We start from the raw sequence: 19,613 nt of genomic DNA, 5'->3' as shown, positions 1-19,613 counted from the left end.
GCCGTCCTATGATGAGCCCGTGCTGAAGTTCAGCGTTCGCCGGCTGCTCCAGCTCATCCCGATCCTGCTCGGTCTGTCCATCCTCATCTTCATCTGGATTCGAGCATTGCCCGGCAGTCCGGCCGAGGCCCTCCTCGGTGAGCGAGCGACCCAGGAGTCCGTTCGCGAAGTGCGGCGCGTGTACGGGCTCGATCGTCCGCTGCATCAGCAGTACTTCAGCTACGTGAAGCAGGTCGCGAGCGGCGATCTGGGCCAGTCGATCCGCAGCAGGCGCGCGATCACTACGGAGATCCGTGAACGATTCCCGGCAACGGTCGAGCTATCGATCGCGGCGATGATCTTCGCCGTCGGTCTCGGCATCCCGTTGGGGTTCGTCGCCGCGAAGCGGTATCGCACCTGGTTCGATCATTGGTCCTTAGGAGGATCGCTCCTCGGTATCTCCATGCCGGTGTTCTTCCTCGCGCTCATCCTGAAATTCGTGTTCGGCGTGAAGCTCGGCTGGCTGCCCACGATCGGCCGTAGCGACGTGACGGTGACGGTTCAGCATCCGACCGGCTTCTACATCCTCGACGCCATGCTAACGCTGGACCCGCGAGCCTTCTGGGACGCCGTCCGGCACCTCATCCTGCCGGCGGTCGCCTTGGGCACGATCCCGCTTGCGATAGTTACCCGGATCACCAGGGCGGCGGTGCTCGACGTGATAAACGAGGACTACGTTCGTACCGCGCGCGCGAAGGGGATGTCGCCCCGGGTCGTCGATCGTCGTCACGTGCTCAAGAATGCGATGCTGCCCATCACGACCGTGATCGGATTGCAGCTCGGGATCCTCCTGTCGGGTGCGATCCTCACCGAGACCGTCTTCGCGTGGGGCGGAATGGGTCAGTGGATGTCGCAGGCGATCTTCAATCGCGACTATCCCGTTCTCCAGGGTGGGATCCTGTTCCTGGCCGTCGTTTTCGTGGTCGTCAACCTTCTCGTAGACGTCGCCTACGCGCTGCTCGACCCGCGCATCCGGGTGAGGTGACGCTCATGAGCTTGGCGGAGGCAGAGGTTCGACAGCTCCAAGTCGAGGGCGCCGATGACGCCGTCACGCTGTGGAGCGACGCGTGGCAGAGGCTCAAGCGCAACCCGAGCGCGATCGTCGGCATCGTGCTGATCGTCATCTTCATACTCGTAGGGGTTCTCGCCCCATGGCTGGCGCCGGAACCACCCAACCTCCCGCGACTCGAGCGGATCACGCCGGGAAACTTTCCCGGACCGTCGGCGGACCATTGGTTCGGCGTGGATCAGCTCGGCAGGGACGAGCTGACCCGGGTCCTCTACGGGGCGCGGTACTCGCTCGTGATCGGTGTGGTATCCGTCGCGATCGGTGCCGCGGTCGGGATGCTGATCGGTGCCGTGGCCGGATCGCTGGGAGGATGGGTTGACAACGTCCTGATGCGATTGATGGACATGATGCTGGCCATCCCAGGCCTGCTGTTCGCGATCGCGGTCGCGGCTGCCTTAGGGCGAAGTCTTACCTCGGTGATGATCGCGATCGGCGTCGTGAACATCCCCCCGATCGCTCGCCTGTTGCGCGGCGCGATGCTGGCCGAGCGCGAACGCGATTATGTGCTCGCCCTCCGATCCGTCGGCGTGAAGCGTCGAAGGATCACCCTGAACCACATGCTCCCGAATGCGACGGCCCCGGTGATCGTTCAAGCCACGCTCGCGCTCGCGACGGCCATCATCGACGCGGCGGGGCTGGCGTTCCTCGGTCTGGGCGCTCAGGATCCCGGCATCCCCGAGTGGGGACGGATGCTGGCCGAGACGCAATCGTTCTTGCAGCACGCGCCGCACCTGGCTCTGTTCCCCGGGGCAGCCATCGTCCTTTCCGTCCTCGGCTTCAACCTGCTCGGCGACGGCCTCCGCGAAGCTCTCGACCCCAAGCTGCGGCGCTGATGGCCCTGCTCGAGGTACGAGACCTTCACGTCACGTTCCGGCGGCGCGGTCGGCGCGAGGTGAGAGCCGTGGATCGAGTCTCCTTCGACGTGGATCCCGGCGCGACGATCGGCATCGTAGGGGAGTCGGGCTGCGGTAAGAGCGTGACGTCGCTCGCGATTCTCAGCCTGCTGCCGCAGCGAGGAGTCGAAGTAACCGGGTCGGTCAAGCTCGACGGCCGCGAGCTCCTGGGCTTGCCGGATGAGGCGATGCGCGACGTCCGCGGCCGCGAGATCGCGATGATCTTCCAGGACCCAATGACCTCTCTGAACCCGGTGCTCACGATCGGCAGGCAGATCGCCGAAGTGCTCGAGAAGCATTTCGGTACCCAGCGCGGCCGGGCCATCGCAGAAGCGGCCCAGTTGCTCGACTTGGTCGGCATCCCGGCGGCACGGCAGCGCGTCGGCGAGTATCCCCATCAGCTTTCGGGCGGGATGCGGCAGCGGGCGATGATTGCGATGGCGCTCGCGTGCCAGCCCAAGCTGCTCATCGCCGACGAACCGACGACCGCCTTGGATGTCACGATCCAGGCGCAGATCCTCGGCTTGCTGCAGGCCCTTATCCGTGATCGAGGCACGGCGCTCGTGCTCATCACGCATGACCTAGGAGTCGTCGCCGGAACCTGCGAGCGCGTTCACGTCATGTATGCGGGTCGATTCGTCGAGGATGCGGACATCCGCGAGCTGTTCGCCCGTCCGCGCCACCCCTACACCGGCGGACTCCTCGCCTCAGTGCCACGGCTCGATCTTCCACGGGGAGTGCCCCTCCAACCGATCAAGGGCTCCCCGCGCGACACGATCCCGTGGGACGCCGCATGTGCGTTCGCCCCCCGCTGCGCCAACAAGATCGATCGGTGCGTCGCGGAGACTCCGGCTCTCGAAGAGGTCGAGCGCGAGCATCTTCTTCGTTGCTTCAACCCCCTGCCGTCGGCCTGGGTCGCGGCGGACCGCACGTCGGGGGAGGATCAGGCGTGAATCTGCTCGATGTTCGCGGCCTCACCGTCAACTTCCCTATGACCGAGGGGATCCTCATCGAGCGGAAAGTCGGTGCCGTTTCCGCCGTCGACGCTGTCGACCTCACGATCGAACGGGGGGAGACATTGGGGTTGGTGGGGGAGTCCGGCTGCGGCAAGAGCACGGTCGGCAAGACGATCCTGCGCCTCATCGAGCCGACGGCCGGCACGATCACGTTCGACGGTCAAGACATCACTGCTCTGACCGGCGAGCCGCTGCGTCGCATCCGACGGCGGATGCAGATGATCTTTCAGGATCCCTACTCGAGCCTCGACCCGCGGCAGAGCGTCTCGTCGCTGCTATCCGAGTCGCTCGAGGTTCACGGGATCACCCGTGGTAAAGGCGCGGATCAGCGCGTGCGCGAGCTGCTGGACGCGGTCGGGCTGCCCGTCGAGTCCGGCGGCCGCTACCCGCACGAATTCTCGGGCGGGCAGCGTCAACGAATCGGGATCGCACGCGCGCTGGCGGTCGGGCCGGATCTGATCGTCGCAGACGAGCCGGTATCGGCGCTCGATGTGTCGATCCAGGCTCAGATCATCACTCTCATGGAGCAGCTCCAGAAAGAGCTGGGACTGACCTACCTCTTCGTCGCCCACGACCTCGCGGTCGTGAGACACATCTCGGACCGGGTCGCGGTGATGTACCTAGGCAAGATCATGGAGGTAGCTCCCTCGGACGATCTCTATAGGGCACCACTGCATCCGTACACGATCTCATTGCTGTCGGCGATCCCCATCCCGGATCCGGAGGTCGAACTGCGGCGTGTGCGGATCCTGCTCGCCGGCGACTTGCCGAGCCCGGCCGCTCCGCCCTCAGGCTGTCGGTTTCACACCCGCTGTCCCTTCCGGCAGCCGGAGCGCTGTGCCGAAGAGGTTCCGGATCTTCGGGAACTCGAGCCGAACCACACGGTCGCCTGTCACTATGCAGAGGACATCCGGGGGGGGCGGATCCGTCCACGGATGGTCGAGCCCACCGCGGTGGCCGAGGGCGAGTCCGAGCCCGCGTGAGGCCATTCGACCCCGAAACAGGCCGGAAACGTCCTCGGAGCCCGCTGCTATACTCCGCCGGGAGCCGCCGGATCGGAAGCGGCGGCAGGAGGACCGCCAGTTGGGGAGAGCCCTCGTCCTCAACGCGACGTACGAGCCGTTATGCGTCGTTCCGATACGTCGCGCGGTCGTTCTCGTCCTGAAACAGAAGGCTGAGGTCCTTCATCAGGACGGCGGGTCCCTCCACAGCGAACGGATGACCATCGCGATCCCCTCGGTGATCCGGCTCAAATACTTCGTTCGGGTCCCGCTTCGTGCGCGCGCCTCGCTGTCCCGTCGAGCGGTATTCATCCGCGATCACCATCTCTGTCAGTACTGCGGGTCCGCGGCCGAGAACGTCGATCACGTGATACCGCGCAGCCGCGGCGGCACACACACGTGGGACAACGTCGTCGCGGCCTGCAAGCGCTGTAACTCCCGTAAGGAGAACCGACTCCCGCACGAGGCCGGGCTCCAGCTCAAGACGACACCGCGTGCTCCGCACGATTCGGTGTGGATCGTCGTGGCCGTCGGGCGCGTCGATCCGAAGTGGGCGCCGTATCTCTCGCACGGCACCCGCCGCTCCGCAGAAGCCCACGCCTAGAACCCCACGTACGGCTCTCCATTGCGTTGCAATCGAACGTATGTTCGTAACGAGAGTCGCCTCAAGTTTTTTCTTTAGTTGACAGCCATTAACTCGAAAGAACCATTGACGACTGTTCAAACGGTGGGGTATTGTGGCGCGCAGTGGTGGACGGTAGAGGGTCTGGGTGTTCCTGGGGGAGTTTCAACACTCGCTGGACGCGAAGGGGAGGATCATCCTTCCCTCCCGCTTCCGCGGGCGCTTGGAATCCGGACTCGTCCTCACTCGAGGCCTGGACGGGTGCTTGTGGGTCATGTCCCAAGGCGACTGGGAGAGCTTCAGCCTAAGGCTGACCGCACTCTCGGTGGCGGATCCGCGGGGGCGGGACACCGCAAGGTTCTTCTTCTCAGGTGCGAGCGAGGACCGGCCGGACAAGCAGGGCCGGATCTCCGTACCGGAACCCCTCCGCCGCCACGCGAGTCTCGAACGTGACGTGGTCGTGATCGGCACGGGGCCCCGCATCGAAGTGTGGAACCCCGAGCGTTGGGAAGTCCGGCGCGCAAGCGTCGAGGAGAACTTGGAAGACCGGATCGCGGATCTGCAGCTGTAGGTGCGGAGGGTGGGGGAATGACGGAGCGCCAGCGCGAGGAGCTGCAGCGGAGCAGCCCTGTGGGGGAGTTGTGGCAGAGCGTGACCCTCATCGCGCTGACCGCTTCCGCGCTGGCCGCTCCGGTCGGTTTGGCACTGGCGGCGGTTCGGTTGTTCGCACGGTGATCCCATGGACGGGCGTGCATCGCACGTCCCCGTCCTTACGGATGAGGTAGCGCGGGTCCTCGTTCCAGAGGGGACGGGGCTGGAAGAGCTAGTGCTGGTTGATGCGACGGTCGGAGCGGGCGGTCATGCAGAACGACTACTCGAAGCGAGCGGCTCAGGGAGCAGACTCCTCGGCATCGACCGAGACGGGTCCGCCCTCGACATCGCCCGCCGACGCCTCGACCGCTTCGGGGATCGCGTTCGGCTCGTTCAAGGAAACTTCGATGAGCTCGAAGGGATCGTCGGCGGGGCTGACTGGGGGCCCGTCGGCGGCATCCTCTACGACTTCGGGGTCTCCTCTATGCACCTCGACTCGCCGGGGCGCGGCTTCTCGTATCGCGAAGAGGCTCCGCTCGACATGCGCATGGATCGGATTCAGGAGCTCACTGCGGCAGACATCGTCAACACGTATCCGCATCCCGATCTTGCACGCATCATTCGAACCTACGGGGAAGAGCGATGGGCATCGCGCATCGCAACCTTCATCGTCGAGGCCCGGCGTCGGAGGCCCCTCTCCACGACCCTCGAGCTCGTGGAACTCATCCGCGACGCTGTGCCTTCCGCGGCGCGCCGGGGCGGGCCGCACCCGGCGCACCGCACCTTTCAAGCTCTCCGCATCGAGGTCAACGGCGAGCTCGATGCGATCAGTTCTTCCCTGCCGCAGGCGGTGGCGACGCTCAGAGAAGGCGGGCGCCTCGTCGCGATCTCGTACCACTCGCTGGAGGACCGCATCGTGAAGCGGTTCATGGTGGACGAGTCTCGCGGCGAGGTGCCCCGCCTGCGTGTCATCACCCGGCGGCCGGTTCAGCCCGAGCCTGAAGAGATCGCCGCGAACCCGCGTGCGAAGGCCGCGAAGCTGCGTGCCGCCGAGCGCTGGGGCCTGCATCCGTCCGGCGGATCCTCGCCGCGACCCGGAGGGAGCGCGGCGTGACGCCACCCCGATCTGCAGTCGCCGGCGTGGTAGCGGGACATCGCGCAGGCATCGCAAGCCCCAGGCGACCGGCTCCGGCGCCGGACCGACCGCGGCACCTGGAAGTGGTGCGTGGTCGCCCGGCGCCGGGCCGGCGCCCCCCACGTGCGCTGACGGCCGCGGCCGTCGGCATCACCCTCGGCGTCGTTCTCGTGATCGTCGTTGCCCGCGTCCTGATCGGGCAGGCGGGGTTCGCCGAGTCGGGCATCGAGGACCGCATCTTCGACGCGCGCCGTGCTGCCGAGCGCCTCGAGCTCGAGGTGGCTCAGCTTCGGTCGCCGCAGCGGATCTACGATCGGGCGATCCAGCTCGGCCTCGTCGTGCCGGATCAGATCATGTTCTTGACGCCGAGCCCGAGCGCTTCCCCGAGCTCGCCGGCCCCGTCGGCTAGGTCCAACGAGCCCACCGCGCCCCCCGGGCGGGGGGGACGGTAACCAGGGACGCCGTGGCTCGCCGCGGCGCCCGGCCAGCGCTCCGTCTCTTCGCGCTTCTCGGCGTGATGGCGATCTCATTGCTCGCCGTCGCCGGCCGCCTGGTGCACCTGCAGGTCGTGAAGGCGGAGGCGTTCGAGGATCTCGGTTCGAGGCAGCGCGTCCGGCGGGTCGAGCTCCCCGCCAAACGGGGGAGCATCCTCGACCGGAACGGCGTCCCGCTCGCGATGTCGGTGGACGCCGCCGCGATCTACGCGAACCCCCAGTTCGTCACCGATGCCGCCGGGAGCGCGGCCGCGATCGGACCGCTGCTCGGCATCGAGCCGGCGCTGATCCAAGAACGGCTGCAGCGCACCGCGCCGTTCGTATACCTGGCCCGTAAGGTCGACATCGCCGCCGCCGGGCGCGTACTGGCTCTGAGCCTCCCCGGGATCGGCTCGCTCGACGAGATCAAGCGCGTCTATCCGGCGGGACCGCTCGCGGCGCAGGTGGTCGGCTTCGTCGGCACCGACAACGTCGGCCTCGGCGGCCTCGAAGCCGGATGGGAGCAGCTCCTCGCCGGCGTGCCGGGCGAAGAGATCCTGGAGCAGGATCCGCGCGGGCGGCCGATCGCCGGCGGCGAGAGCAAGCTTCGTCTTCCCGAACGGGGGCAGGACCTGATCCTGACCATCGACCGCGACATCCAGTTCGCGACCGAAGAAGCCTTGGAGCGAGCGCTGAAACAGACCGGAGCGAGTAACGGAACGGCGATCGTGATGGAGCCTCGGACGGGCGACGTGCTGGCGATGGCGAACTGGCCGCCCCTCGACCCCAACTCTTTCTCCGGCGCCAACGCGGACGAGATGCGCAACCGCGCGCTGCAAGACGCGTACGAGCCGGGGTCGGTGAACAAGGTCATCACCGCCGCCGCCGCGCTCGAGGCGAAGCTCGTCGATCCGGCCGAGATACTCAGGATCCCGGATAATCTCCAGATCGCCGACAAGACCTTCCGTGATTTCCAGTCGCACAACGTGTGGAAGATCTCCTACGCCGAAGCGCTGGCTCGCTCCTCGAACGTCGGAACCATCCAGGTGGCGCAGCGTGTTGGGAAGACGAAGCTGCACTCGATGCTGCGGAGCTTCGGGCTCGGCACGAAGACGGGGATCGGCTTCCCCGCGGAGTCGGCCGGCATCCTGCTCGACACGGCCGACTGGTACACCACGAGCATGGGCACCATCCCGATCGGGCAGGGGATCGCCGTCACCCCGTTGCAGATCGCGCAGGTCTACTCGACCATCGCGAACGACGGCGTGCTCGTTCCGCCGCGTCTCGTCCGTGCGACGGTCGACCGTGACGGCGACACGATCGAGCGTCAGGGACGCGAGAACCGCCGGGTGATCGCTCCGTACACCGCCGCCCAGATCCGCGCGATGCTGGTCGGTGTCGTCGAAGAAGGCACCGGACGGAGCGCGCGCATCCCCGGCTACGTCATCGCCGGCAAGACGGGCACCGCGCAGAAGCCGCTCGCCGGCGAGCGCGGTTACTCGAAGGACGTCGTTACGACCTTCGTGGGCATGGTGCCGGCCGACGCGCCGCGGTTCGTCGTCGTCGTGGTGCTCGACGCTCCGGATACGCACACCTCGGCCGCGACCGCTGCGCCGGTGTTCACCGAGATCGCTCGGTTCGTCATCACGCGATTGAAGGTTCCGCCCGCCCTGGTTCCGTCGGGGCGCGCGTCTTTCGCGTCGTTAGCAGCGACAAGAGCACGATGAGCTCGGGGGGCGATCTGGGGCGCATGGTAGACTTTCCGCAGGCCGGGCCCGAGGTCCGGCTTTTCCCTCGGGCGGGGGATGGAGAGAGAACCCCTGCCATCCCTATGGAACTCGCCGAGCTCGCGCAGGTCCTTCCCGGTGCCGACGTCCGGGGCGACCGTTCGGTAACCGTGGTCGACGCCACGGTCGACTCGCGCGCCGTCGCGCACGGCACGCTCTTCTGCTGCGTACCCGGAGAACGCGCCGACGGTCATGCGTTCGCCGGGGGCGCCGTAGCACGCGGGGCGTCCGCTCTGCTCGTCGAGCGTTGGCTCGACGTCGATGCGCCGCAGGTCCGTGTGTCCTCCGTCCGGAGTGCGTGCGGCCCGGCGGCGTCGGCGATCTTCGGCCGTCCGTCGGCCTCGATGACCGTCGTCGGCGTCACCGGGACGAACGGTAAGACGACGACGACGTTCATGCTCGAGCGCGCGTTCGCGGAGGCCGGCATGGCCACCGGCCTCATCGGCACGGTCGAGGTTCGCGTCGGCACCGTCCTGCTGCCGGTGGTCCACACGACGCCTGAAGCGCCCGAGTTGCAGCGCCTCCTGGCGCGGATGCGCGATGCTGGGGTAGTCGCCGTCGCGATGGAAGTGTCAAGCCACGGGCTGGCGCTCGACCGTGTGGCCGGCACACGGTTCGCGTGCGGCATCTTCACAAACCTGACCCGGGACCACCTCGACTTCCACGGCTCGGTCGAATCGTACGAGGAGGCGAAGGCGCGTTTGTTCGGCGGCGCGCTCGCCGAACGCGGAGTGATCAACGTCGACGACCCCGCCGGGCGGCGGATGGCGGCCGGTGCCGCGGTCCCCGTCGTCACGTTCTCGATCGACTCCGACGCCGACGTCCGAGCGATGGACGTCGAGACGACGGCGGAGGGTTCGCGGTTCACCTGTGTCGTCGACGGGCGGCACATGGCGGTTCGCGTTCCGATCACCGGCCGGTACAACGTCGCGAACGCGCTCGGCACCATTGCAGCGTTCCACGCGCTCGGGCTTCCGCTCGAAACGGCGGCCGACGGGATCGCGAAGCTGGGCGGCGTTCCCGGGCGGCTCGAGGCCGTCGACGTGGGTCAGCCGTTCGCGGTCGTCGTCGACTATGCCCACACGCCGGGCGCATTGGAGAACGTCCTGCGCGCGGCGCGCGACGTGTGCGAGGGGCGACTGATCGCCGTCTTCGGCTGCGGCGGCGATCGCGACCGGGGCAAGCGGCCGCTGATGGGGAAGATCGCCACCTCACTCGCAGACCTGAGCTTCGTGACCTCGGATAATCCGCGTTCTGAGGATCCGCTCGCGATCATCGCGGAGATCGAAGCCGGCGCACAGGAAGGTGGCGGGGCGTACGAGGTGGAGCCGGACCGGCGAGCGGCGATCCGAGCCGCGGTGATCGCCGCCCGGCCCGGCGATCTCGTCGTCATCGCCGGGAAGGGCCACGAGACCGGTCAGAAGTTCGCCGATCGCGTGCTGCCCTTCGACGATCGGGTCGTCGCACGCGAGGAGCTCGCCGCCCTCCCTGGGAAGCGGTGATGCGGTGCTTCCCTTGACGGCGAAGGAGGTAGCGGAGATGGCCGCCGGGCGGCTCGACGGCGGCGATCCCGACGTGGTCGTCACGGGCGTCGCGATCGACTCGCGCGCCGCGCGCCCGGGCGACCTCTTCGTTGCCCTGACCGGGGAGCACACCGACGGTCATCGGTTCCTCGGCGACGCGGTGGAGCGCGGTGCTTCCGCAGTGCTCGTCCGCGAAGACGTAGAGCTTCCGTCCGGGACGACGGCCGTGCGCGTCGACGACACCGTCGCCGGTCTGCAGCGGCTGGCCGCCGGCGCCCGGACGCGGATGACGGCCAAGCTGGTGGCGATCACCGGGTCGTCGGGGAAGACCATAACGAAGGAGCTAACCGCCGCCGTCTCCCGAGCACGCTTCGCGACGGTCGCGAGCGCCGCCTCCTTCAACAACGAGATCGGTGTACCGCTGACGATCCTCTCGGCCGGCGCCGATACCGAAGTCGTCGTCGCCGAAGTCGGCAGCCGCGGTGTCGGCCACATCGAGGCGCTCATGCCGATACTGCGACCCGACGTGAGCGTGGTGCTCAACGTCGGACCGGCGCACATCGGATTGTTCGGTTCCTTGGAGAACGTTGGGATCGCGAAGGGCGAGCTCGTCGAAGGGCTTGCGCCGGAAGGTGTCGCGGTTCTGAACGCCGACGATGCGGCGGTGGCGGCGATGGCGTCACGAACCCGCGGGCGGACCATCACTTTCGGGACCGGCGCCGAAGCGGACGTGCGCGCGGAGGACGTGGCGCTCGACGGCGACGGAACCGCATCGTTCACGCTCGTTTCCGACGGAGACCGCGCGAAGGTTTCGCTCCGCATCGCCGGCGAGCACCTCGTTTCGGATGCGCTGGCGGCGGCGGCAGTCGGGCATGTGCTGGGCGTCGCAACGAAGGATGCAGCGACGGCGCTGTCGTCGACGGACGGACCCGCGTGGCGTATGCAGGTGGTGGATGCGCCGGAAGGATGGCGCGTCCTCAACGACGCCTATAACGCGAACCCGGCCTCAACCGCGGCCGCATTGAAGACGCTCGTGACCCTCGGTCGCGGCAGGCGAACCTGGGCGGTGCTCGGGACGATGGCCGAGCTCGGGGAGTTCTCAACGGCCGAACACGACCGGATCGGACGGCTCGTGGTGCGGCTCGGCGTGTCGAGGCTCATCGTGATCGGCGAGCACGCTCGGCCCTTGTACGAAGCCGCACGGCTCGAGGGGATGACGCTCGAGGAAGCGTCGCTCGTTCCCGACACAGACCAGGCCCTGGCGATGCTCCGGGCATCGCTGGCGCCGGACGACGTGGTGCTCGTCAAGGCGTCGCGCGCCGCCGGCCTCGAACGGGTCGCATTGGCGATCGCGGGGGAGGCGGTCGCTTGAGACCGGTCCTTCTCGCCGCGCTCGTGTCGCTGATGGTGACGCTCGGCGGCACGCCGTTCGCGATCCGGTTGTTCCGATCGCACGGCTTCGGTCAGCTCATCCGGGAGGACATCGGCCATTTCCACGGCGAGAAGCGCGGAACGCCGACGATGGGCGGGGTGCTGATCCTCGGCGGGATCACCGCCGGCTATCTGATCGCCCACGCCGTCGCTCCGTTCCGGATCACGGGAACGGCGGGGCTGCTCGTCCTGGCCGCCGCCATCGGACTCGGACTCGTCGGCTTCACCGACGACTACATCAAGATCCGCCATCAGCGCAGCCTTGGGCTGAACAAGACCGCGAAGGTCATCGGTCAGCTCATCGTCGCGGTCGGATTCGCGCTCGGCGCGCAGCACATCGCCGGGGCGTCGACGAGCCTGAGCTTCGTCCGCCAGACGGCGCTCGACCTCGGACCCTTCTTCGTGGTGTGGGTGTTCGTCATCATGGCCGGAACGTCCAACGGCGTGAACCTGACCGACGGCCTCGACGGCCTTGCGGCCGGCTCGAGTGCGCTGGTGTTCGCCGGATACGTCGTGATCGCGTTCTGGCAGTTCCGCCACCCGTGCGTCGCGGCCGGAGGCCCCGGGTGTTACTCGGGCGTGCCGGATCCGCTCGACCTGGCGATCCTCGCGGCCGCCGCACTCGGCGCGTGCGCCGGGTTCCTTTGGTGGAACGCCGCGCCGGCAAGGATCTTCATGGGCGATACCGGGTCGCTCGCGCTCGGCGGGGCGCTCGCAGCGCTCGCCGTGATGACGAGCACCCAGCTCCTGCTCGTGATCCTCGGCGGCCTCTTCGTCATCGAGACCACTTCGGTCGTGGTGCAGGTCGGAGCCTTCCACCTCTTCAAACGGCGTGTATTCAAGATGGCGCCGATGCATCATCACTTCGAGCTGGGCGGATGGCCCGAGTTCACGGTGATCGTTCGTTTCTGGATCATCGCCGGCCTCGCGGCCGCGCTCGGGCTGGGCCTCTTCTATGCCGACTTCCTCGCGCGCGGAGGCGTGACGTGAGCAGAGCCGAGTTCGCAGAGCCGGGCGGGACGGCCGTGCCCGGGCGTGGGGCGTCGGTGCTCGTGTTGGGACTCGGGACGTCGGGTGAGGCTGCGGTACGCCATCTGATCCGGCTCGGCGCGGACGTCACGGCGGTGGACGAGGCGGACGACGCGGCGCTCAGAGAGCGGGCCGATGCGCTTGCGGGCGCTCGCATCGTCCTCGGCGATGCTGCGGCGGGTCCGGAATCCGCTGCGACGGTCGATCTCGTCGTCGCGAGCCCCGGCGTACCGGAGCACGCTCCTTCCCTGGGGGCCGCGCGAGCCGCCGGGGTGCCGGTGTGGAGCGAGGTTGAACTCGCCTTCCGCCTCGCTGATGCGCCCATCCTCGGTATCACGGGAACCAACGGCAAGACGACGACCACAGGGATGCTCGCCGCCTCGCTCGTCGAGGCCGGGGTCCGGGCGACCCCGGCCGGCAACATCGGGTTCCCCCTCGTCGACGCCGCGGTCGAGGGGAACGAGGTGATCGTCGCCGAGCTTTCGAGCTTCCAACTGCGGCACGTCGTGTCCTTCCGGACTCCGGTGGGCGCACTGCTGAACGTCGCCGACGATCACCTCGACTGGCACGGCACGTTCGACGCGTACGTCGCCGCGAAGGCGCGGCTGTTCGAGCGCCAGGCGAGCGACGACTTCGCCATCCATCACGCGGACGCCGAGTGTGCGCGCGCGGCGGGCGGCTCGGGTGGGGTCTTGGTTCCGTTCTCGGTGGGACCACCCCCCAAGGGAGGGGCGGGCGTGCGCGATGGCAAGATCGTCGTCCCGCAAGGCGACGTGGTCTACACGGCGGCGTTGCAGGCCCGCGGAGCTCCGGCGCTCGCCAACGCCGTCGCTGCGGCGGCCGCAGCCGCCGCGTTCGGGGCGCCGCTCGAGCCGATCGCGCGGGCGCTCGCCGAGTTCAAGCCGTTGCCGCACCGCATGGAGCTGGTCGCGAGCATCGGCGGCGTTTCGTACGTCAACGATTCGAAGGCAACGAACCCGCATGCCGTCCTGGCTGCGCTCGACGGCCTTGAGCGCGTCGTGCTGATCGCGGGTGGGCGCAACAAGGGTCTGGACCTTTCCTCTTTGACGGCGGCCGTCGGGTCCGTTCGCGCCGTCGTGGCGATCGGGGAGGCGGGTCCCGAGATCGCGGACTCGTTCACGGCGTCCGGGGTGCCCGCCGAGCGGGCGGGCTCGATGGACGAAGCCGTCGCGCGCGCGGCGGCGACCGCCACCGCCGGCGACACGGTCTTGCTGTCGCCGGGATGCGCATCGTTCGACATGTTCGCCGACTACAAGGCGCGCGGGGAGTCGTTCCGCGCGGCGGTGAAGCGCTTGTCTGCTGGAAACGCATCCGGAGGGGGGAACGCGTGACGGTCGTGGAGCTCGCCAAGACCAGGATCTGGCAGCGTGCGCGGGCAACGGGGAAGAAGGCCGGTGCCGGAGCGGGGACGCGCACCTACTACGTGATGACGTCCATTACGGCCATCCTGCTCGGCTTCGGGCTGGTGATGATCCTATCCGCCTCCTCCGTTTCGTCCTACACCCAGTACGGGTCGTCATTCATGTTCTTCCAGCGACAGGTGGTGTGGGCCGTCATCGGGGTCGCGGCGATGTTTGTCGCGAGCCGTATCGACTATCACCGCTGGCGCGGACTCGGATGGATCGTGCTCCTCGTCACGATCGGTGGACTCGTGCTCGTGCTTCACCCGTCCTTCGGTACGCGGGTCGGTGGGTCGAGCCGTTGGCTCGGTTTCGGGAGCATGCGGATCCAGCCCTCGGAGATCGCGAAGCTCGCGCTGCTGCTCGTCGCCGCGGACGTGGTCGTGCGCAAGAACGGAAGGATGACGAGCCTGCGCGAGGTGATCCTGCCGCTCGGGGTGTTGGTTGCCATCGTCGCCGGGCTCATCATGCTGCAGCCCGACCTCGGCACCACCCTGATCGTGGCCGCGATCGTGTTCGTGGTGATCTTCGCCGGCGGCCTCCCGCTCCCGCTCATCGCCGGCCTCGGTGTCGTCGGTCTCCTTGGTGCCGGCGGGATGGCGCTCGCGGAGGGCTATCGCCGCGCGCGCATCTTCGCGTTCCTCAACCCGTTCGCCGATCCCTTGAACTCGGGATACCAGGCGGTTCAGTCGTTGATCGCGCTTGGGTCCGGAGGGTTCTTCGGCGTCGGGCTCGGCGCCTCCCGACAGAAATGGCTCTACGTCCCCAACGCACATACCGATTTCATCTTCGCCATCCTCGGGGAAGAGCTCGGCCTCATCGGGACGATGATGGTGATCGGGCTCTTCGTGGGATTCGCCTACGTCGGCGTGCGAACGGCGCGTCGCGCCCCCGACGCGTTCGGTCGGCTCGTCGCGATCGGCGTGACCACCTGGATCGTCGGACAGGCGATCGTGAACATGGGCGCCGTCACCGGCTTGTTGCCGATCACCGGGGTTCCGCTTCCGCTGGTGTCGTTCGGCGGGTCCGCCTTGGTCGTCTCGCTCATCGGGATCGGGATCCTCGCCAACATCGCGCGCCAGGAGCAGTGGCCGCCGCCCGGTACCTCGAAGGCGAAGGCGCAGAAACCTGGGCGGGCGCTTCGCGTCGCGACCCAGCGTGCCGATCGCGCGCGAGCGACGTCTCGCCCCTCGACGGCCCGACGGTGAGTACGAGCATCGTGATCGCGGCGGGCGGAACGGCCGGACACGTCTACCCCGGCATCGCGCTGGCCGACGCGCTCCGCCGGGCCCGGCCGGATGCCCGCGTGAACTTCGTCGGGACCCCGCGCGGCATCGAGAAGGACGCGGTTCCCGGAGCCGGGTACCCGCTCGAGATGATCGACGTGATCCCATGGTCCCGGACGCTCGGCGCGAAACGGTTCCTCGCTCCGCCCTCGGCCGCCCTGGCGACGGCCCGCGTGCGCGCGCTGCTCGGGAGGATCGCGCCCGATATCGTCGTAGGGATGGGTGGCTACGCCAGCCTGCCGGTCGTGCTCGCAGCCCGTTCCCGTCGCCTCCCGGCCGTCCTGCACGAGCAGAATGCGATCCCGGGGGTGGCGAACGTGGTCGGCGCACGTTCCACGAGGCGCATCGCCGTCACCTTCCCCGAGACGCGCGAGCGTTTCCCTCGCGGGATCGAGGTGCGCGTGCTCGGCAATCCCCTTCGTGAGCAGATCGCCGCGCTGGATCGCGCGGCGATGCGTCCTGAGGCGATCGGCGCGCTGGCGCTCGAGGCCTCGAGACGGACCCTGCTGGTGATGGGCGGGAGCCTCGGCGCAGCACGGCTGAACGACGCGGTGGTCGGGCTTGCCGAGCGCTGGCGCGATCGGGCGGATCTCCAAGTCTTCGTGTCGGCCGGACGTATGCACGGCGAAGCCCTGCGTGAACGGCTCGACGAGGCGGCCGGCGGACACGCGCTGCTGATCCGGTGCGTCGACTACCTCGATAAGGTCGAGCACGCGTACGCAGCCGCCGACGTCGCACTGTGCCGGGCCGGCGCGGCGACCGTCATGGAGCTCGCGGCGGTGGGCTTGCCGTCGGTGCTCGTGCCCTATCCGTACGCACGGGCTAACCACCAAGAGGCCAACGCCCGCGCGCTGGCGCGCGAAGGGGGGGCCGAGGTCGTGCTCGACCGGGACGCGACGGCGGATTCCCTCGCTATCGCGCTCGAGCGTCTGCTGGACGATGAATCCGCGCGCGAGAAGATGGCGGTCGGAGCGCGGAGCTTCGCGAAGCCTTCGGCCGCCGGCGACCTGGCGGCGTGGGTTCTGGAGCTCGGGAGACGCGATGGATAGGGAGCCGGTCGCCGAGCTGCTGGGGTCGGTGCACCTCGTCGGCATCGGTGGGGCCGGCATGAGTGCGCTCGCGCGAGTGCTCCTCGCGCGGGGCGCGACGGTCAGCGGATCGGACATCAAGGAGTCGCGCGGCGTCGCCGCGCTCCGGGCGCTCGGCGCGCGCATCGCCGTCGGGCACGGGGCGGAGAACGTGGACGGCGCGGGTGCCGTGGTCGTCTCATCGGCGATCCCGGGCTCCAATCCCGAGGTCCTTGCGGCCCGGGAGCACGCCATCCCGATCCTGCAACGCGCACAGGTGCTGGCGTTGCTGATGCGCGAGCGGCGCGGGATCGCGGTCGCCGGCACGCACGGCAAGACCACGACCACCTCGATGATCGCGATGGTGCTGCGACACGCCGGACTCGATCCGACGTTCCTCATCGGCGGGGATCTGAACGAGGTCGGTACGAACGCGTACGCCGGGGGAGGGGAGTGGCTGGTCGCGGAGGCAGACGAGAGTGACGGATCGCTTCTGTGGCTTGCCCCGGAGATCGCCGTGATCAACAACGTCGAGGCCGATCATCTCGACTACTACCGCGACGAGCGAGAGATCCGCGAAACGTTCGTCGCGTTCGCGCACAGCATTCCCGAGATGGAGGGAGCGGTTGTCCTCGGCATCGACGATCCGGGGATCGCGTCGCTCCGCGAGCGTATCGCACGGACGACGGTGACCTTCGGGACCGACCCGTCCGCCGATTGGTCGGGCGAGGTGCTCGAGCGGGGACCGTCCGGCCAGCGCGTCCGGGTTCGTCACCGCGGCGAGCCGGTCGGGGAGCTGCTGCTCGGCGTCCCGGGTGCGCACAACGTCCGCAACGCGCTGGCGGCGCTGGCCACGTCATCGCTCGTCGGCGTGCCGTTCGATGTGGCGGCGGAAGAGCTCGCTTCCTTCGGCGGCGTGCAGCGACGATTCCAGCTGCGCGGCAACGTCGGCGGGGTCACCGTGATCGACGACTACGCGCACCATCCCACCGAGGTGCGGGTGACGCTCGAAGCCGCGCGTGAGCAGGGCTGGCCGCGCGTGGTCGCGGTGTTCCAGCCGCATCGCTACTCGAGGACGCAGCTCCTCGGACGTGAGCTCGGTGCGGCACTCGCCGGCGCCGACCTCGCCGTCATCACCGACGTATACGGAGCGGGCGAACAGCCGGTCCCCGGCGTGACCGGGAAATCCGTCGTGGACGGCCTGCTGGCCGCGAGGCCGCGGGCTCGGGTCGCGTACCTGCCGAAGCGCGGCGAGGTCGCCGACTTCGTCGCCGGGCGCGTGGACCCGGGTGATCTGGTCCTGACCATCGGCGCCGGCGACATCACGATGCTCGCCGATGAGGTCCTTCAGGCGCTGACCGAGCGCGCGACCCGGAAGGACGCCCGATGAGTCCGGCCGATCGCGCCGCCGAGATCCTGCGCGGAGGCGCGCACGGACGCGTCGAACGAGATCACCCGGTCGGGCCGCTCACCTCCTACGGCCTCGGCGGGGAGGCCGCCGTGTTCCTCGAGGCCGAAGGCGATCAAGACCTCAGCGCGCTCGCGCGAGCCCTGGAAGAGACCGGCCTTCCGCTCCTCATGCTGGGGCGGGGCTCGAACATGCTCGTGTCCGACCGTGGGTTCTCCGGCGTCGCGGTCCGGCTCGGCGCCGGGTTCCGATGGACTCGCGTCGAGGGCTCACGCATCGAGGCGGGAGCCGGGGTGCCCCTGCCCAGCGTCGCCGTCTTGTCCGGGCAGCACTCGCTCGCCGGCTTGGAGTTCGCGGTCGCCATCCCGGCCTCGGTCGGGGGAGCGGTTCGGATGAACGCCGGCGCCCACGGTCGTTCCGTGGGCGAAGTGCTTCAGGAGGTCGACGTCTTCCGCATCGCGACGGCGGTCCGGGAGCGCATCCCCGCCGGGCGGCTGGGGTTCTCGTATCGGTCCACCGACCTGCCGGTCGACGCCGTCGTCGTCGGGGCCGGGTTCGCGCTGACGCCCGGCGACGAGGCGGAGATCAAGGACAAGCTTCGTGAGGCGAGGGACTGGCGCCGTGCGAATCAACCGCTGAACCTGCCCAACGCCGGAAGCGTCTTCAAGAACCCGCCGGGAGACGCCGCCGGGCGGATCATCGAACAGGTCTGCGGCAAAGGCTTGCGGGTCGGCGGCGCGCGGATCTCAGAGATCCATGCGAACTTCATCGTGGCCGCGGCCGGAGCAAAGGCCGACGACGTCTACACGTTGATCCGCCGCATCCAACGACGCGTCAAGGAAGAGACGCGAATCGAGCTCGAGCCGGAAGTTCGGCTCGTCGGTGAATTCGAGGAGGTCGAGGATGGCGCGCCAGCCCGCTAAGGTTCTCCGGACCCAGCGGTTCGCATCGCGACGGCGTGACGTGCGCCGCGCCAGGCAACTCCGCCGGCGCCGTGTGACCGTCACCGTCGTGGTTCTCGGGCTACTGGCGGCAGGGGGTTGGATGCTCGCGCGATCATCGCTGTTCGCCCTCGAGCTGATCGAGGTTGCCGGGGCTAGGACGCTGTCGCACATCGACATCGTTCGCGCGAGCGGGCTGAAAGCCGGAGCCAACATGCTTTCGCTCGATCTCGATGCGGTCGAGGCACGGGTCGCACGCCTTCCCATGGTCCGTACGGTCGACGTCACGAAGCCGGCGCCGTCTCGGGTGCGGATCCTGGTGACCGAGAGGAGTCCGGCCTTCGTGCTCGAGACGATCCACGGGCTCTACTACCTCGACGCGGAAGCGGTCGTGCTCGAGCCTACGTCGGGGCTCGACCCTTCCCTCCCGACGGTCCGGTCCCTGTCCCGTGCGCCCGACGAGGCCGGCGATCGGATCCGAACGGCGGACGTGGCCAACGCCATGTCGCTCTGGGCCGCTCTGCCCGCCGCGCTGCGCGGGGGTCCGAGCCTCATCGACGTGACCGCCGGCAGCTTCACGCTTGTGGGCAGGGGCCTGACGATCAAGTTCGGGCCCTTCGACCGGATCGACCAGAAGATCGAAGCGGTACGCCTCGTGACCGAGCGAGCCAAGGCGGCTCGGGAGCGCCTCTCCACGATCGACGTGCGCTCGCCGGGCCGTCCGGCCGCCATCGCAGCGTAAAAATCATCCACTCATTTTTCCCGGCTTCATCTTGACTTCAAGATGAGGCCTCGGTAGTGTCTGCACCGTCAGGTGAGGTTTACATAACACTCAGCCTACCGTTGAGGGTTAGGGGCCTCCCGGACCTGCGAAAAGCGCG

Annotated in this window: 19 protein-coding genes; all 19 read left to right on the top strand. The window is 68.6% G+C overall.

The window, feature by feature from the left end:
• Positions 1–1,024: ABC transporter permease (locus tag WEB06_17290; GenBank protein MEX2557370.1), on the top strand; the 1,024-nt coding region annotated here is incomplete at its 5' end.
• Positions 1,025–1,029: 5 nt separating this feature from the next.
• A complete protein-coding gene (locus WEB06_17285) occupies positions 1,030–1,941 on the top strand; it encodes an ABC transporter permease (GenBank protein MEX2557369.1) in 912 nt (303 codons plus the stop codon).
• The gene (locus WEB06_17280) at positions 1,941–2,954 is read left to right on the top strand and encodes an ABC transporter ATP-binding protein (GenBank protein MEX2557368.1); all 1,014 of its coding nucleotides are present in this window, start codon (positions 1,941–1,943) and stop codon (positions 2,952–2,954) included. Before WEB06_17285 ends, WEB06_17280 begins: the two co-directional genes overlap by 1 nt.
• Positions 2,955–2,992: 38 nt before the next feature.
• Complete coding sequence (locus tag WEB06_17275) at positions 2,993–4,000, top strand: ABC transporter ATP-binding protein (protein ID MEX2557367.1); 1,008 nt, start codon at positions 2,993–2,995, stop codon at positions 3,998–4,000.
• 100 nt (positions 4,001–4,100) lie between these two features.
• A complete protein-coding gene (locus tag WEB06_17270) occupies positions 4,101–4,622 on the top strand; it encodes an HNH endonuclease (protein MEX2557366.1) in 522 nt (173 codons plus the stop codon).
• 166 nt (positions 4,623–4,788) lie between these two features.
• On the top strand, positions 4,789–5,211 hold the full coding sequence (gene mraZ, locus WEB06_17265) for a division/cell wall cluster transcriptional repressor MraZ (protein ID MEX2557365.1): 423 nt from the start codon (positions 4,789–4,791) through the stop codon (positions 5,209–5,211).
• Positions 5,212–5,228: 17 nt separating this feature from the next.
• The gene (locus WEB06_17260; GenBank protein ID MEX2557364.1) at positions 5,229–5,375 is read left to right on the top strand and encodes a hypothetical protein; all 147 of its coding nucleotides are present in this window, start codon (positions 5,229–5,231) and stop codon (positions 5,373–5,375) included.
• A 4-nt stretch (positions 5,376–5,379) separates the two neighbouring features.
• Positions 5,380–6,345 carry a 16S rRNA (cytosine(1402)-N(4))-methyltransferase RsmH gene (gene rsmH / locus WEB06_17255; protein ID MEX2557363.1) on the top strand — a complete coding sequence of 322 codons (966 nt, stop codon included), beginning with the start codon at positions 5,380–5,382 and terminating at the stop codon, positions 6,343–6,345.
• Between the two features lie 107 nt (positions 6,346–6,452).
• The gene (locus WEB06_17250) at positions 6,453–6,818 is read left to right on the top strand and encodes a hypothetical protein (protein MEX2557362.1); all 366 of its coding nucleotides are present in this window, start codon (positions 6,453–6,455) and stop codon (positions 6,816–6,818) included.
• Between the two features lie 11 nt (positions 6,819–6,829).
• On the top strand, positions 6,830–8,566 hold the full coding sequence (locus WEB06_17245; GenBank protein MEX2557361.1) for a penicillin-binding protein 2: 1,737 nt from the start codon (positions 6,830–6,832) through the stop codon (positions 8,564–8,566).
• A gap of 104 nt (positions 8,567–8,670) precedes the next feature.
• Positions 8,671–10,128, top strand: a complete 1,458-nt coding sequence (locus WEB06_17240) for a UDP-N-acetylmuramoyl-L-alanyl-D-glutamate--2,6-diaminopimelate ligase (protein MEX2557360.1) — start codon at positions 8,671–8,673, stop codon at positions 10,126–10,128.
• A 4-nt stretch (positions 10,129–10,132) separates the two neighbouring features.
• Entirely contained in the window at positions 10,133–11,521 is a 1,389-nt protein-coding gene (gene murF, locus WEB06_17235; GenBank protein MEX2557359.1) for a UDP-N-acetylmuramoyl-tripeptide--D-alanyl-D-alanine ligase, read from the top strand.
• The gene (mraY, locus tag WEB06_17230) at positions 11,518–12,570 is read left to right on the top strand and encodes a phospho-N-acetylmuramoyl-pentapeptide-transferase (GenBank protein MEX2557358.1); all 1,053 of its coding nucleotides are present in this window, start codon (positions 11,518–11,520) and stop codon (positions 12,568–12,570) included. Before murF ends, mraY begins: the two co-directional genes overlap by 4 nt.
• Positions 12,567–13,961, top strand: a complete 1,395-nt coding sequence (gene murD, locus WEB06_17225) for a UDP-N-acetylmuramoyl-L-alanine--D-glutamate ligase (protein ID MEX2557357.1) — start codon at positions 12,567–12,569, stop codon at positions 13,959–13,961. The genes mraY and murD overlap by 4 nt, the downstream gene beginning before the upstream one ends.
• Positions 13,958–15,238 carry a putative lipid II flippase FtsW gene (gene ftsW, locus WEB06_17220; protein MEX2557356.1) on the top strand — a complete coding sequence of 427 codons (1,281 nt, stop codon included), beginning with the start codon at positions 13,958–13,960 and terminating at the stop codon, positions 15,236–15,238. The genes murD and ftsW overlap by 4 nt, the downstream gene beginning before the upstream one ends.
• Entirely contained in the window at positions 15,235–16,365 is a 1,131-nt protein-coding gene (murG, locus tag WEB06_17215) for an undecaprenyldiphospho-muramoylpentapeptide beta-N-acetylglucosaminyltransferase (protein MEX2557355.1), read from the top strand. Before ftsW ends, murG begins: the two co-directional genes overlap by 4 nt.
• Entirely contained in the window at positions 16,358–17,773 is a 1,416-nt protein-coding gene (gene murC / locus WEB06_17210) for a UDP-N-acetylmuramate--L-alanine ligase (protein MEX2557354.1), read from the top strand. Before murG ends, murC begins: the two co-directional genes overlap by 8 nt.
• Positions 17,770–18,714, top strand: a complete 945-nt coding sequence (gene murB, locus WEB06_17205) for a UDP-N-acetylmuramate dehydrogenase (protein ID MEX2557353.1) — start codon at positions 17,770–17,772, stop codon at positions 18,712–18,714. The genes murC and murB overlap by 4 nt, the downstream gene beginning before the upstream one ends.
• Positions 18,695–19,474 carry an FtsQ-type POTRA domain-containing protein gene (locus tag WEB06_17200; protein ID MEX2557352.1) on the top strand — a complete coding sequence of 260 codons (780 nt, stop codon included), beginning with the start codon at positions 18,695–18,697 and terminating at the stop codon, positions 19,472–19,474. The genes murB and WEB06_17200 overlap by 20 nt, the downstream gene beginning before the upstream one ends.
• The last annotated feature ends 139 nt before the right edge of the window (positions 19,475–19,613 follow it).

This window comes from Actinomycetota bacterium (assembly GCA_040905475.1).
GTDB lineage: Bacteria > Actinomycetota > AC-67 > AC-67 > AC-67 > DATFGK01.
This window is presented reverse-complemented; position numbering and strand designations above follow the sequence as displayed.